The following is a 13,904-nucleotide window of genomic DNA, read 5'->3' as shown; positions in this document are numbered from 1 at the left end:
TTCCTGCCTGTACACAGAGATTTCAAAAGGGAAGACAGGGCTGCCGGCCGATCAGAATATGGATTTCTGTTCCATTGTCTGGGATGCTGCTGACCTCAATCGTTCCGCCATGGAGCTCTACAATCCATTTGACAATGGAGAGGCCCAGGCCGGTCCCCCCCACCTGGCGGGAACGGGCTTCGTCAGCCTTATAAAAGCGGTCGAAAATATAGGGAATATCTTTTCCCTCAATACCAATTCCCGTATCTGCAACGGACAGGTGTACCTGCGCACCCTCGGCTCGGCAGGCCAATGTGATTGTACCGCCCGGCGGCGTATATTTCATGCTGTTTTCCACAATGGCACGCACCGCCTGCAAAATCAGCGCACGGTCGGCCATCAGCTGCACTTCGGGCTCAATCTGTTCGCATAGCGTGTGGCTGTCGTCAATCAGGCGGGTTTCCTTTGCAATCTGGCTCATCAGCTCACTGGCATCGAACAGCTCGGGGGCCGTTTGCTGCGTCTGCTGATCCACCCGGGCCAAAAACAGCAGGCGCTCCACGAGCTGCTGCATGTTATCCGTTTCTTCAATAATTTTCGTTACGGATTCTTCGAGTATGGCGGGGTCCTCGCTGCCCCAGCGGCGCAGCAGATTCGCATAGCCGGAAATAACGGAAAGAGGCGTGCGCAGCTCATGCGAAGCATCTGAAACAAAGCGGTTTTGTTTGCGGTAGGCCTCTTCCAGACGATCAAGCATCTCGTTGAAAGTTCTGGCCAGCTCATCAAGCTCATCGTTCGAGTTTCCACCGTCGATTCGCACACTCAGATCGTTCGCGGTAATGGAGCGAGCGGTTTGGGTCATTACATATACGGGATGAAGCAGCTTCTTCGTGCTGAGAGAGCCAAGCAGAACCGCCGCAATCAGCAGGCCGGCTAGGGCAAACGCATACGCAACGCCTACTCCGCCCTCAAACGGCGTGTTGACATATTCCGTGCTTACCACCTTAATCATCAAGTGACGGTCCGGGCGGTCCACCCGCCGCACCGTCTGCATTTTTTCGCGTACATTCTGAATTTCTTCGCCGAAGCGTACCACTTCGCGTGTGCGAACGTCTGAAATTTCAATCATGGTCTTGCTGAACTGTGCAAACTCTTCAAAGTCAAACTGCTTATCCTGAGGAACCTCCAGCCTGCTGACCACAAAGGACATTGTCCGCTCCAGCTCTTCAGAATGCGCGGAATACGATACAAAGGCAGCACTCATAACAGAGGCAGCAATGACCAGAACAATTCCGAATATGATAATATAGACCATCGCCGTTTTAAAAACGATAGACTCTTTCCATTTTTTCAGTAAAGATAAACAAGAGCAGACCGATTTCTTTACACCTCGGAAAGCAATCTTCCGCTTATTAAAAGGCAAATCGTCTTTTTTCATAGCCGTATAATATACCCCACCCCACGAATCGTATGGATAAACTCCTTATGGAAGCGATAATCAATTTTGGTGCGCAGATATCGGATATAAACATCCACCAAATTGGTCTGACCCCGAAAATCGTATCCCCACACCTGCTCCATCAGCAAATCGCGCGAACACACCATATTTCGGTGTTCCACCAGGTAAGCCAGTAAATCAAATTCCCGCCGGGTGAGGGAAACAGGCTCGCCGCAACAAAATACCTCGCGACTATTTTTGTTGATGATCAGGCTTTCAGTTTCAACCACTGCCTCGCTTTTCTGTAAGGCCATCGGTCGAAGCACCGCCCGCATACGGGCCAGCAGTTCCTCAATTGCGAAGGGCTTTGTCACATAGTCCGCCGCTCCTTCGTCAAGCCCGTGTACCTTGTCCATCACCGAATCCCGCGCGGTCAACAGGATCACCGGCGTCTGGCATTCCGGGCGCAGCTGCCGCAGAACCTCCAGTCCGTTGATCGCCGGAATCATAATGTCCAGCAAGATCAAATCGAACAATTCATTTTTTGCCCGTCGCAGGCCAAACAGCCCATCGTATTCCTTTTCCACCAGATACCCTTCATGCCGAAGTTCAAGCTCCAGAAATCGGACAATATTTGGGTCATCCTCAATAATCAAAACCCTTTGCTTTGACATACTCTTCCCCGTCCTATCTCATAATAATTCCAATTTTATCCTATCGTGAACTTATGAGAAAAATATAGCAGAATCATGAATATATGATGAGAAAGGCTCTCCAATGGCAGCCTATCCTTCTAAGAAAAATCCAGACGAGCCAGGGAGGATACGGTGTTCCAAAAAGCCACCGTTACTTTTTATTCCGCTTGGGATTACGCGGAGCCCAGCCTTTTTCCACTCTTTTTTCCTGTTCAAAAAGCTCTTTGACACTCCAAAAGCAGCAAAAGCCCGCCACACCCAAAATGGATGAAACAAAATGGCTTCCCACAAAATATGCACCCACAAGACAAAGGACTCCCGCCAGAAGGAACGCCGGGAAAATACGTTTGGTAAAATGGTACTCCGTCATTCTGACAATCGGGTGAAAAATCCCGATCAAAAGGAAGGAGCAAAAGCCGACTAAAATCCCTTGCATGATAACCATCCTTTCTATCAGTAAGGCAGACTGACATTCGAGCATCCGCGTTCGGCCCGAACAGATTTCAGGCCTTGACCGGTCATTCTATCTTCCGTAAAACAGATAGGTGAATTATACCATAAATTTTGAAATATGCATACAAAGGTGCGATCAGTAACCCCAATACCACAATGCTGCTGACCCAATGCGTTTTTCCCTAAAAACGGACAGGCTAAAAAAACGAGAGCGGAACTATTTTACAGTCTGCCCGGAACGGTGTATAATTGTCCCCGTGTGAGGTGATAAAATGGATTTACCAGGGCTGTTATATTATCAAAACGGCGGGGTATACAAGGGCAGCGCAGGCAACGCGCGGTACAAAATCGAGCCTGCGGGAGATACGCTGATGACCTATGTGTGGTATGGCCCGTATTGCTTTGAAAAATCAGAGATCGAGGAGCAGTCTGAATTTGAGCTGAGCGAAGACGGACGAACGGCAATGATCAACTGGCTTACCGAGAAGATTAAAACGATGAATCAATAAAAAGCCACCCTCGTCGGCTGTTCCGGCAAGGGTGGCTTTTTGCATGAAGCAAACTGCTGATTCGATTTTTCACTCTATTTCGTAATCATCATTTGCTTTACTTCATGCGCTTGTTATGACTCCACCGGAAGGTTTGCCCTCATTCGCTATCCTTCGGCGTGGTATCGTCCCAGTTGTCTACCGGCTGCTCCACTGCAGCCTCCGGCGGCAACGGTTCCTGCGGCACGGGCTGCTGTACCGGTATTTCCCCGGTAGGCTCCAGCTTGGGGCGAATGGAAGGTGTTTTAACGTGAAATACCGCCTGAACGATAAACAGTGCTAGAGAGACCAGGCAGATCATCCAGAGATAGCTTGACCAATGATAAATATCGGGGGCGCCATTATCCGCTAAAACACCTTGAAACATCAGACCCAGCACCAGAGAGATACCGCACAGCATACTAATGAGAAGATCCATTCTGCCACGTTTCGGGTATAGCGGCCGGCTTTTGCTCCTTAAAAAGAAATACACGCTGCGGGCCGCATTCAGAAAAATGATCGCCATCGCAAATAAATACGCACTGAAGCTCCAAAGGTAGTAATTCATAATATCCTGCAAGGGATTGACTGTCATAAAATTTCCCCCTCTGCTTGTTTCCCTTATTTTACCTACATTTGTTGTATTTTGCAAGTGATTCCTGCGGAATTCATGCAGTGGCGATGCAGACGGCAACAAAACGGAGCGTGTTCTTGATCGGAACGCGCTCCATATGCACTCTCTTTCCAAAACCAGCTCGAGGAAGAAACCCCCGGTGGAGGTTCTTACTTTGACGATTCTACCGTCACCAGATCCTGAAGCTTTTGGAACGTCTTTTCTCCAATCCCGTCCACCTGCATCAGTTCCTCCGTATTCCGAAACTTTCCGACGGACTCACGGTATGCGATAATCTTCTGCGCTGTCACCGGGCCAATCCCAGGGAGCGTTTCCAGCTCTTCAGCGCCTGCGGTGTTCAGATTGACCAGCGCAGTTCGCTCCACCGGCTCCGGTTCGTAGGCCTCGGGCTGAGAAGCGTCGTCTTGCGTGGAGGAAAGGGGTATTTTCGACTGAACCACGGAAGATACAGCGTCCGTTTTCACCACTGTAGTCAACGTCACCTGTGGCACAAACAGCACGTTATACCCAATCATCAAAGCACAAAGAACCGCCGCCGTGGCCAGCAGCCAGCGAACCTGACGGGCGTCCTCATTCATTCTCCCACCGCCATTCCTTACTCCGCGCGCTCCAGATATTCAATCAGGTCAGCCACCGCGCCATCGCGGCAGTCGCCCACCACCAGATCCGCCATCTGCTGAATATCCGCCGGCGCATTGGAGGGTACCGCCGCAAAGCCTGCGGCACGCAGCATCTCTACGTCGTTATAGTAGTCGCCAATCGCCACCAGATTTTCTCGCGTCATACCGGTCTGGCGCAGAATTTCTATAAGGCCGCTGCCTTTATCGACTCCTTCGGGCAGCATTTCCAAAAAGCAAGCGTCGCTCTGTACAAAGCGGACTCCGGGATGCGCAAAGGACTCGGTAAAAGCGTGCATACGCAGCTTTGTTGCGGGGTCGGCAGCAAACAGCACCTTGCACCAGCCATCGGTAATTATGCTTTCGTCCACCTGAGCGCAAGGCAGGCTTTCATGCCCCAGATGCGCCTTAATATATGGATTGGCGCGCAGTACAAAAAACTCGCGCTGTGTAAACACCTCATAGCCCATCTCGGGAAAATGCTCTGCTAATTGGCGGGCATATTCCTTTGCTCTGGGTGGCAGAAAGAACGCCTTCGCGATCTCGTCCCTCTCATAATCATATAAGATCGAACCGTTCAGCATTACGCAAAGCCCCTTGGGCTGCACTTGGCGGTAATAGCGCGAGCCTGAATCCACAGAGCGCCCGGTGGCTACGGCAAAGTGGCCGCCCTGCTCCTGCAACCGCTGGATCGCCTCAATATTGCGCTGCGGTATTGTATGGTTTTCACCGATTAGGGTACCATCCAGATCAGACACCAAGAATATATCCTGAAGCTTCAACGGGAATCCTCCTTATACCGCAAATGGAAAACTATTCGTTTCTCCTCCGTCTTCGACAGGCGAGAAATAGCAGCTACCATTGAATGTTCTTATGTGAGATTAGTAGGATTGGTTGCGCAGACGTTCCAGAAAACCGGTAAAATACGGCGGCAGCGGGCTAGTCAGCTCGATATAGCGGCCATCGCGCGGGTGGCAAAAGCCGATCACTCTCGCGTGCAGGCACTGGCCTCCCAGGGAGGCGATCACTTTTTTCGGCCCGTATACCGGGTCACCCGCAACGGGGTGGCCGAGGTACGCCATATGCACCCGAATTTGATGGGTGCGGCCTGTTTCAAGCCGCAGACGAACATAGCTAAAGCCCGGCAGTTCCTCCAGCACCTGATATTGCGTGACCGCACGGCGGCTGTTTTTCTCCGTGACCGTCATTCTTTTTCGATCGTTTGGGTGGCGGCCGATGGGGGCATCCACCGTCCCACTTTGCTCGCGGAAGTGACCGTATACCACAGCCTCGTATTCGCGGGTAAAGGAATGCTCCTTAATCTGCGCGGCAAGGTTTTGGTGGGCAAAGTCATTTTTAGCAACAATTAAGAGGCCGCTGGTATCCTTATCAATGCGGTGCACAATGCCGGGGCGAATCACTCCGTTGATGCCGGACAAAGAATCACCGCAGTGGTACAGCAGCGCGTTGACGAGCGTTTTGTCGCGGTTGCCCGGCGCAGGGTGAACCACCATGCCCTTCGGCTTATTGACCACCAGCAGGTCGTCATCCTCATATACAATTTCGAGCGGGATGTTCTCGGGTTCGGCCTGTTCCAGCGGAACCGGGTCCGGCAGCAGCACCTCGATCGTCTGGCCTTCTTCCACCCGGTCATTTTTCAAAAGAGGGCGCCCGCCATGAAGCACCGCGCCCACAAGCATCAGCTTTTGCACGCTGGAGCGCGTCTGGCCCTCCAGCAGCTCGCTCACTGCCAAATCCGCCCGGGCACCCTGATGCTCCGCCCCGATTACCAGCAGCTTTTTCTGCACCTTAACCACCCATTCTGTGATTTCTGTCCCGATTATAGTGCGCGTATTGGGAATATCGTCCCGGCTGCTTGGGGCGACCCCTGTCGTCCGCAAAAATCAACAGGTAGATTACCAGCAGCGCACAGCCTACCGTGACGCAGATGTCTGCAAAATTAAACACCGGCGGGAAGAACTGAAAGTGAATATAATCCACCACATACTGGTAGCGCAGCCGGTCGATCATATTGCCGATTCCGCCAGCCAAAATCAGCGTGAGCGCCGTACGGGTGAGCGCGGTATGGCCCCGGTAGAAAATCAGCGCCGCCACGATTACCGCGCAGACAATCGCTGTAACGGCAATAAACAGCCACTGGTAATTCGCCAGTATGCCAAAAGCCGCGCCGCGATTTTCCACATAGGTAAGGTGGAAAAAACCCGGGATCAGCTCAATCTGACCCAAGGGCTTTAACTGCTCCAGCACCAGAATTTTCAGGGTTTGATCGACGGCAACCCCTGCCGCTACGGCGACAAAGGAAAGAAACACTGCAATATAAGGCAAAAGAAACTCCCTCTCTTTCAGGAAAAAAGGGCGGATCACTCCGTCCTTCCTCCATCTGTGAAATACTCCGGCCCCGGGTATCGGGTCATGTACTTATTGTTCTCCGGATTCATCCACTTCATCAAATTTTAAAACGTCATAGCGCAGGTCATGATTCGGGGATTCCGTATCAAACACTGCGGCATCGACAGAAAAATCGTCTTTCTCCGCTTCCGGGATATATTCCGGCTCCGGCTCTGCGGGTACGGGGGAACTCTCCGGCATATAGTGAAGCGGCTCCGCATACTGCTCCGGCTCGGCGGCGGCAGGATTCTCCTCTTTCTCCATATCTTCCTTGCGACTGGGGATCGCATCGATCATCGTGAGATGCTCCTTGTAAATCGCCAGCAGCTTGGTGCGGAAATCGACGACCTTCTTTTTCAGATCGTCCAGCTCGCGCTGCTGCTCGACCACGTCGGCCTTGGCGGTGCCAATCACGCGCTCAGCCTTCAGGTTCGCGTCCTTTAAGATGATTTCTGCCTTGTGGCGTGCCTCGCGTACCGAAGATTCGCCCAACTTTTGAGCGCTGACCAGAGCGTTTTTAATTTCACTCTCTTCCTGCCGGTAATCCTCAATTTTTTCCACCAGGACCGAGAGCTTTTTCTCCAGCTCTTTCTTTTCGTTTGCCAGCGTTTCGTACGCTTCGGCCTGCTCCATCGTCTTTTTCAGCAACTGATCGTAGGAATCCTTCACCTGATCGATAAAGCTGTCTACATCCTCGGTACGATAACCGGAAAAATTCGATTTGCGGAAGCTGACATTGATAATATCATTGAGAGTAAGCACGACAAAAACCTCCTGTTATCTGTATTTTCTTCCACTCAAGTTCACACGGCCTTTTTTGGTTTCGGGGCCGACCTGATCCAGAATAAACCGACCCTTTCCGCGTACGGAGAGGCGGTCGCCGTCTTTGACCGCAGCAGAAAGGGACAAAATCTGCACCCCACCCAGCAGAACGCCGCCCGATTCCACCAGGCGCGCCGCTTTTTCACGGCTGGTGCGCAGCGCCGCCGCCACGACACAATCCAGCCTGGGCGAAGCAATCACCGCAGAAAACGGCTCAAAACCCAAGCCGCCCGGCAAAGGCTCGGTAAAGCCGGGGGTAAGCCGCACCCCCACCCGGCCAATCTTCTCCACCTGCGTCTGCACGTAGCCGGCCATTTCTTCGCGCAGGAATAAAACACTCCGGCCAGGTTCGATCAGAAGATCGCCTACCGTATCGCGGGTAATGCCAAGCCCCATCAGCGCACCGAGGAAATCCCGGTGCGTGAGCTTATCGCAATCACGGAACGAGGCTGTAACTGCAGAAAGGGGGAACAAAGTGGACTCCGGCTCAAGGTAATCGGGAAATGCGCCAAACATCACGCGCTCCGCCCCTTCGAAGCCACCCCAGAATAAATAGTGGAAAAAGCCCTCCCGGCGCAGAATATCCTGTGCCAAGAAAGCTTCCGCTTCTGACAGAAAGCCCACAAATACCGGCTGACACCGCCGGGAACAAAGGCGGACCGCATCCAGGAGTCTTGCCTCCAGTATGGCGTTATCCCCTTGGGAGGCTTGTTTCATCAGAAATAAACGCCGTTATTTTCCAGTTCATCAAGCACGTCGTCACCGGTCAGTTCCACATTATATGGAGTGATGATGAAGGTGCTTGCCGCAACACGCTTGATTTTGCCCCCGTTGGCATACGCCACACCGCTGAGGAAATCGATAATGCGGCGGCTGATGTCTTTATTGGTGTTTTCGAGGTTGAGCACCACGGTGTGCATTTTCAGCAGCTCATCTGCCACGGCGCGGGTTTCCTCCCCAAAGCGCTCGGGCTTGAAGAGTACGACCTGCAGCTGTGTGGTGGCATGAATATTCACAACCTTATTACTGCCGCCGGCGGGACTGCCACCGCGTCTTACCGTTTCGCGCTCGCGAATCGTATCCGCATGATTTTCGGGCCCAGAGATGATCTCATCTGCGCGATCATCCACATATTCCTCATCCTCATACTCATCTTCAGGGGCGCCCAACATATCTTTAAATTTTTGAACCAATCCGGCCATTCTGATGCCTCCCTATTTTCGTTCTAAAGGATTTGATATTTCCTTGGTCCGAAGAGAGCCGAGCCCACCCGAACCATATTCGCTCCGCATAGGATTGCCTGTGCATAATCCGATGACATACCCATGGATAAGAAATCCATGAGAATATTATCCATTCTTTTCGTCTTGATGTCAACATAATATTCGTGCATACGAGAAAAATATGGCATCGCGTCCTCCGGTTTTTCGCAGACGGGTGGGATTGCCATGAGGCCCCGCACCGAAACGCCCGGTAAACAGGAAACTTTTTCCAGAAGATGCGGCAGCTCCTCTGGCAGTACGCCGGACTTATTTTCTTCACGCCCGATATTCACTTCGATCAAAACGTTCGTGGTGATATTGTTCTGTACAGACAGGCGCGAAATCTCTTTCGCGAGCTTTTCGTTATCCACAGACTGGATCAGGCTGACCTGGCCGATCAGGAATTTCACTTTATTGCTTTGCAGGTGCCCGATAAACTGACGGTCACAAGGGGAAAGCAGCGGCAGCTTGTCGCATAGCTCCTGCACGCGGTTTTCGCCGATATGCGAAACCCCCAGCTCAACCGCACGATTGATCACCGGAACGGGGACTGTTTTGGTTGCCGCGAGAAGCGTAATCTCCCCGGTGCTTCTGCCGGATTTCACCGCTGCCTCTTCGATATTTGCTCGAACAACCTTAAGGTTTTCTTCCAGATCACGTATCCGTTCAACATATTCCCGCTCAGCTTCATTTAACGACTTTTCCGTCATAAAGATCCGTCCCTTCTATAATCACCTCATCGTATAAGCGAATGGAGGATTTGGTCATGAGTTCCTTCCACTCCGGGTCGGTGTCGCTCAGCTCCTTGCAGATCACATAGCTGCCGCTGCTCATCAGCGGAATCACCTGTACAAATTCGACGGAATTACCGTGCATGACATAAACGCCCTGCACCTCTTGTTCCACTTTTTTCTTCGTACCGTCTTTCTGCGTAAATTCCTTGGTCAGCTTCTCAAAATGGATGCTCTTCTGGCTGACCATGATTCCGGAGTAGGTTCCCGCCTGCACCTGCACCGTGGCGTCTCGTACCGAGGCGATGCCGGTATCCATATAAGAGCAGCGCAGAATCACCGCAGCGTCACCCTGATGGTTCGGCTGATTCACGGCGGCTACCACAGCCGGAACCGTCTTGCCCACCGCAAACGGGAAATTAATGCTGACCTTGTTTCCTTCCTTGAGCTTGAGCGCGTCGTCCTGCCCTACCACGGCGGCGAAATACCAGTCGAACTCCTCGCACACCTTGCCGACCACATCGCTGCCAAGGGTCTGCGGCTTCTTTTGCGCCTTCAGGTCGGTGACCGAAAGCTCCAGTACGGAGGCATAATTATACTGGGACTCATACCCGTCGGCCGTGCTGACAAAAAAGCCGGAGGCCGGCGATTTAATCTGCCCCATTTTTGTGCCGCCGGAAGTAGGGATCGCGCTCAGCTGGTTTTGCAGCTGAGTGATTCTGGCAGTGAAATCCTTAGAAGCGCCTGTGACCACCTGCTGCTCGTTCATCAGGTACAATAAGGAATCGCGCTGCGAGGAAAGCGTGCTGTAATCTCGGTTCTGCAGTGAGGTCAAAACGTCTTTCAGGCCCAGGTTAATCTGTTTGGTCAGCGAGCCGGGGTTCGCCGCATACGTGTCACCGGGATTGCTCAGGCTCTGCAGGCGTGCGATCTCCGCCGCAAGGTGCTCTGCCTGCTGCTGTTGGGTAGCGTCCTTGGCACTATCGTACACCTCCGCCACCACGCCTCCCTTGCCCACCTTGCCGCCCTCGCCGAGCGGATAGGTGAGAACGCCCTGCACACCCTGCTTGATCAGCTGTTCTTTGCGGATTACCGTACCGGTCATCTGAATCGTATCCTCGGCGTTGGCGTATACGGCGGTTTCCGCTTTCACTCCACTGTAACTGGCATTATAAATCTGGTTACCAATATAAAAAAGGAGAAGCAATCCAATCAGGCCAGAAACCAGGCGTTTTAAAACCGGATTATTCATACAGCTTCCCCCTTATGATTTCCTCGGCGGCATCGCGGAGCGCACCCCACTGCGGGTAATCATCCACAAACAACCAGTGTGCCTGCTCCTCCCGGCGGAACCAGGTGAGCTGACGCTTGGCATAGCGGCGGGTTTCGCGCTTGATGGTGTCCTGCGCTTCGGCGAGCGGAATCTCGCCGCGAAAAAACGGCAGCAGCTCCTTATAGCCGATTGCCTGCATCGCCGTGGCGCCGCTTGGTGTTTCGAGCAGCTCTCTCGCTTCCTCCACCAACCCCCGGCGGAACATTTCGTCAACCCGAAGGTCGATTCTTTCATACAGCTTTGCGCGGTCTCGAAAGCCAAGGCACAGAAAGCACACCCGGTACGGCGAAGGCTGCATACGCGACCGGCGCAGGTGCTCCGTCATTGTGACGCCTGTTACGCGGTACAGCTCAATCGCCCGGATCAGCCGCGGCAGATTGCGCGGCTCAATCCGCTCCGCGGATTCGGGGTCAAAGGAACGCAGCTCCTGCATCAGGCCATCGGTACCCTCCCGCTCGGCCCGCTCCAAAAGCGCAGCGCGCAGGGCAGGGTCGTTATCCGCCTCAGTAAATTGGGTGTTTGTAATCAGCGAGCGAATATAAAGTCCGGTTCCGCCGGCCAATACCGGCAGGTGCCCCCGGCTGTGGATGGCTTCGACTGTTTCTTTGGCCAAGGACACATAGTCCGCCACAGAAAAGGACTGCCCGGGCTCCACAAAACCCATCAGGTGATGAGGCACCCCCAGCGTTTCTTCGGGAGTTGGCTTTGCCGTGCCGATCTCCATTCCACGGTAAATCTGCATGGAATCGGCGGAAACTACCTCGCCGTGGTGGCGCAGAGCCACCTCCGCCGCTAAACGGGTTTTCCCGCTGGCCGTCGGCCCACCAACGACAAGCAGCGGTATTTTCTCTTCCGGCATAAGCCTTCCTCCTTTCCAAATTTTTATATTTAAGTTCCTTTTCTCCTACTTCAACGGGAACACAGAACTTTTTTGAATTATTATACCCGGCCGAACTGGCGCTCCAATTCCTTGCGGGTCAACACAATAGAAATCGGCCGCCCGTGCGGGCAATAGCGAAGCTGCGGATTTTCATCGAGCTGCCGCACAAGGGCGATCAACTCTTCCGGCGAACGGTCGTCGTGCGCCTTCATCGCCGCGCGGCAGGCAATGTTATGGTACAGCCAATCGAGATGCTCGGTCGTCACATCAGTGCGCGACTGTGCTAAGTAGCCCGCGATCTCCATCACGGCTTCCGGCACATCCTCGCCGGTCAGGGACAAGGGCGTGCTGCGCACCAGCACGGTGCCGCCGCCGAAATCGTCAATTTCAAAGCCAGCCGTTTCGCATAAATCCAACGAGGCCAATACAGCCGCGTATTCGTTCTTTTCGAGCAAAACCGGTACAGGAGCCAGCAGCATCTGCGAAAAGGCTGTGCCGCTCTGTTCCTTGAGCCGCTCGTACAGCAGCCGTTCATGTGCCGCGTGGCGGTCGATCAGCACCAGTTCTTCTCCGTCCGCGCCGCTGCGCTCGAGCAGGATGTACGTGCCGAACGCATGGCCGATGTAGCGAAAATCACCCGGAGCCTGCACGCCGGGCCGCGCTTCTGCCACATTCTCGGCGGGCGGCTGCTCTGCCGGATTCCTTTCCGGTACGGTGCTGGCCGCAACCGCCTCGCTGCCGGGAAAAACGTCCCATTCCTCCGGCTCCGATACGCGCTGAGTAGAGGAAAGCACTTTGTTGCCCCCCTGAACCGAAGCATCTGTTTGAGGCTGCACGGGCAAAGCAGGCCGCGCGTTCGGCCAACGCTCCAACGAAGCGCTGGTGAAATCCGCACGCTCCGTTTTATGGTACGCGGGCGTGGTTGGCACGGCGATCTCGACAGGGTCGTCGTTCACGGTGCTGTCGTTCAGAACCGGGGCGGCGGGCTTTGCGGCACCAAACACGCCGGGCATGGCAATTTGCTGGGGCTTCCCATCCGGCACATCGAATGGCAGCGGCATGGCGGCGGAGCGCTGTGCCGCCGGTTGCTCCGCTGTGCCGGGCAGCGTAATTTGATTCGGAGAATCACCCTTCGAAAGCGCGGTCTTGACCCCGTAATAGACGGCATCGAACACCGGGCGCTCGTTGATAAAGCGAACCTCAAGCTTGCCGGGGTGAACGTTCACATCCACCGCCTGCACCGGAATCTTCATATGCAGTACGCAGGCCGGGAATTTGCCGACCATCAGCGAGCCCTTGAACGCCTGCTCTAACGCCACCTGTGCAGTGCGGCTGCGGATCGTTCTCCCGTTGATGAAGAACTGCTGCATGCTGCGGTTGGGGCGGGCATGGGAGGGCTTGCTCACAAACCCGGTCACCCGCACTCCCTGCAATTCGTATTCCACCGGAATCAGCCCCTCGGTGAACTGACGACCAAACACCGCAAATACCGCGGATTTCAGCCGCCCATCACCCGGAGTGCGCAGGGTTTCTTTCCCGTCGCGCACAAAGCGCACGGCAAGCTCCGGGTGCGACAGGGCGATTTTATCCATCACGGCGGCAACCGCGTTCGATTCCACCGTATCTTTCTTTAAAAATTTCATACGGGCGGGAGTGTTGAAGAAAATATCGCGTACAGTAAGCACCGTGCCGCGCGCGCAGCCCGCATCCTCCAGCGCCTGCTCCTCGCCGCCCTCAATCACATAGTGAGTTCCGGCCAGCTCCTCCTCGGTGCGAGTGACCAGATCAACCCTCGCCACCGCTGCAACGGAGGCCAGCGCCTCGCCGCGAAAGCCCAGCGTACCGATGGATTCCAGATCCTCTTCATGGAGCACCTTGCTGGTGGCGTGGCGCAAAAACGCCGTAGGGACGTCCTCCCGCGCAATGCCGCTGCCGTTGTCGGTGACGCGCATCAACAGTGCGCCGCCGTTCTGAATTTCCACCGAAATGCTCGTTGCACCGGCATCGATCGAATTTTCGACCAGCTCCTTTATCACAGAGGCCGGGCGCTCCACCACCTCGCCGGCGGCGATCAGCTCCGCAACGTGCTTGTCGAGCAGATTGATTTTCCCCATTGCTTGCCTC

General features: G+C 54.1%; 16 protein-coding genes. 1 reads left to right on the top strand and 15 read right to left on the bottom strand.

Annotated features, from left to right (window positions below):
- Positions 1-22: 22 nt before the first annotated feature.
- From QOS46_RS01030 to QOS46_RS01020, 3 genes are all read right to left on the bottom strand, one after another.
- A complete protein-coding gene (locus QOS46_RS01030) occupies positions 23-1,417 on the bottom strand; it encodes a sensor histidine kinase (RefSeq protein WP_283606606.1) in 1,395 nt (464 codons plus the stop codon).
- Positions 1,414-2,091, bottom strand: a complete 678-nt coding sequence (locus tag QOS46_RS01025) for a response regulator transcription factor (RefSeq protein ID WP_283606605.1) — start codon at positions 2,089-2,091, stop codon at positions 1,414-1,416. The genes QOS46_RS01030 and QOS46_RS01025 overlap by 4 nt, the downstream gene beginning before the upstream one ends.
- Before the next feature lie 172 nt (positions 2,092-2,263).
- Positions 2,264-2,548 carry a DUF4491 family protein gene (locus tag QOS46_RS01020; RefSeq protein WP_283606604.1) on the bottom strand — a complete coding sequence of 95 codons (285 nt, stop codon included), beginning with the start codon at positions 2,546-2,548 and terminating at the stop codon, positions 2,264-2,266.
- Between the two features lie 289 nt (positions 2,549-2,837).
- Between QOS46_RS01020 and QOS46_RS01015 the strand changes: the two genes are divergently transcribed.
- A complete protein-coding gene (locus QOS46_RS01015; RefSeq protein ID WP_283606603.1) occupies positions 2,838-3,074 on the top strand; it encodes a hypothetical protein in 237 nt (78 codons plus the stop codon).
- 139 nt (positions 3,075-3,213) lie between these two features.
- On the opposite strand, the gene QOS46_RS01010 is transcribed toward QOS46_RS01015, so the two are convergent.
- From QOS46_RS01010 to mutL, 12 genes are all read right to left on the bottom strand, one after another.
- Positions 3,214-3,687, bottom strand: a complete 474-nt coding sequence (locus QOS46_RS01010) for a hypothetical protein (protein ID WP_283606602.1) — start codon at positions 3,685-3,687, stop codon at positions 3,214-3,216.
- Positions 3,688-3,875: 188 nt separating this feature from the next.
- Positions 3,876-4,304, bottom strand: coding sequence for a ComEA family DNA-binding protein (locus QOS46_RS01005; protein ID WP_283606600.1), 429 nt, complete (start codon positions 4,302-4,304; stop codon positions 3,876-3,878).
- Positions 4,305-4,321: 17 nt separating this feature from the next.
- Positions 4,322-5,125, bottom strand: coding sequence for a Cof-type HAD-IIB family hydrolase (locus QOS46_RS01000; protein WP_283606599.1), 804 nt, complete (start codon positions 5,123-5,125; stop codon positions 4,322-4,324).
- 99 nt (positions 5,126-5,224) lie between these two features.
- A complete protein-coding gene (locus tag QOS46_RS00995) occupies positions 5,225-6,151 on the bottom strand; it encodes an RluA family pseudouridine synthase (RefSeq protein ID WP_283606596.1) in 927 nt (308 codons plus the stop codon).
- A gap of 1 nt (position 6,152) precedes the next feature.
- Complete coding sequence (lspA, locus tag QOS46_RS00990) at positions 6,153-6,728, bottom strand: signal peptidase II (protein WP_283606594.1); 576 nt, start codon at positions 6,726-6,728, stop codon at positions 6,153-6,155.
- Between the two features lie 54 nt (positions 6,729-6,782).
- Positions 6,783-7,514 carry a DivIVA domain-containing protein gene (locus QOS46_RS00985; RefSeq protein ID WP_283606592.1) on the bottom strand — a complete coding sequence of 244 codons (732 nt, stop codon included), beginning with the start codon at positions 7,512-7,514 and terminating at the stop codon, positions 6,783-6,785.
- Positions 7,515-7,529: 15 nt separating this feature from the next.
- Positions 7,530-8,291: a YlmH family RNA-binding protein gene (locus tag QOS46_RS00980; RefSeq protein WP_283606590.1), complete on the bottom strand. Its 762-nt coding sequence runs from the start codon at positions 8,289-8,291 to the stop codon at positions 7,530-7,532.
- Complete coding sequence (locus QOS46_RS00975) at positions 8,291-8,776, bottom strand: cell division protein SepF (protein ID WP_283606588.1); 486 nt, start codon at positions 8,774-8,776, stop codon at positions 8,291-8,293. Before QOS46_RS00975 ends, QOS46_RS00980 begins: the two co-directional genes overlap by 1 nt.
- A 23-nt stretch (positions 8,777-8,799) precedes the next feature.
- Complete coding sequence (locus QOS46_RS00970) at positions 8,800-9,546, bottom strand: YggS family pyridoxal phosphate-dependent enzyme (RefSeq protein ID WP_283606586.1); 747 nt, start codon at positions 9,544-9,546, stop codon at positions 8,800-8,802.
- Positions 9,524-10,819: an HlyD family efflux transporter periplasmic adaptor subunit gene (locus QOS46_RS00965; RefSeq protein WP_283606584.1), complete on the bottom strand. Its 1,296-nt coding sequence runs from the start codon at positions 10,817-10,819 to the stop codon at positions 9,524-9,526. Before QOS46_RS00965 ends, QOS46_RS00970 begins: the two co-directional genes overlap by 23 nt.
- Positions 10,812-11,759, bottom strand: coding sequence for a tRNA (adenosine(37)-N6)-dimethylallyltransferase MiaA (gene miaA / locus QOS46_RS00960; protein WP_283606582.1), 948 nt, complete (start codon positions 11,757-11,759; stop codon positions 10,812-10,814). Before miaA ends, QOS46_RS00965 begins: the two co-directional genes overlap by 8 nt.
- Positions 11,760-11,839: 80 nt before the next feature.
- Positions 11,840-13,894, bottom strand: coding sequence for a DNA mismatch repair endonuclease MutL (gene mutL, locus QOS46_RS00955; RefSeq protein ID WP_283606581.1), 2,055 nt, complete (start codon positions 13,892-13,894; stop codon positions 11,840-11,842).
- Between the last annotated feature and the right edge of the window lie 10 nt (positions 13,895-13,904).

The sequence above is a fragment of the Faecalispora anaeroviscerum genome (genome assembly GCF_947568225.1).
Taxonomy (GTDB): Bacteria; Bacillota; Clostridia; order Oscillospirales; family Acutalibacteraceae; genus Faecalispora; species Faecalispora anaeroviscerum.
Note: the sequence above shows the minus strand (reverse complement) of the source record. Positions and strands in the feature narration are given on the sequence as shown.

Excerpts from the sequence above, each read along its gene's own strand:
- QOS46_RS01015 (WP_283606603.1), top strand. The coding sequence starts at position 2,838 with ATGGATTTACCAGGGCTGTTATATTATCAAAACGGCGGGGTATACAAG.
- QOS46_RS01020 (WP_283606604.1), bottom strand. The coding sequence starts at position 2,548 with ATGCAAGGGATTTTAGTCGGCTTTTGCTCCTTCCTTTTGATCGGGATT.
- QOS46_RS01005 (WP_283606600.1), bottom strand. The coding sequence starts at position 4,304 with ATGAATGAGGACGCCCGTCAGGTTCGCTGGCTGCTGGCCACGGCGGCG.
- QOS46_RS01025 (WP_283606605.1), bottom strand. The coding sequence starts at position 2,091 with ATGTCAAAGCAAAGGGTTTTGATTATTGAGGATGACCCAAATATTGTC.
- QOS46_RS00980 (WP_283606590.1), bottom strand. The coding sequence starts at position 8,291 with ATGAAACAAGCCTCCCAAGGGGATAACGCCATACTGGAGGCAAGACTC.
- QOS46_RS00970 (WP_283606586.1), bottom strand. The coding sequence starts at position 9,546 with ATGACGGAAAAGTCGTTAAATGAAGCTGAGCGGGAATATGTTGAACGG.
- QOS46_RS01030 (WP_283606606.1), bottom strand. The coding sequence starts at position 1,417 with ATGAAAAAAGACGATTTGCCTTTTAATAAGCGGAAGATTGCTTTCCGA.
- QOS46_RS00975 (WP_283606588.1), bottom strand. The coding sequence starts at position 8,776 with ATGGCCGGATTGGTTCAAAAATTTAAAGATATGTTGGGCGCCCCTGAA.
- mutL (WP_283606581.1), bottom strand. The coding sequence starts at position 13,894 with ATGGGGAAAATCAATCTGCTCGACAAGCACGTTGCGGAGCTGATCGCC.
- QOS46_RS00965 (WP_283606584.1), bottom strand. The coding sequence starts at position 10,819 with ATGAATAATCCGGTTTTAAAACGCCTGGTTTCTGGCCTGATTGGATTG.
- miaA (WP_283606582.1), bottom strand. The coding sequence starts at position 11,759 with ATGCCGGAAGAGAAAATACCGCTGCTTGTCGTTGGTGGGCCGACGGCC.
- QOS46_RS01010 (WP_283606602.1), bottom strand. The coding sequence starts at position 3,687 with ATGACAGTCAATCCCTTGCAGGATATTATGAATTACTACCTTTGGAGC.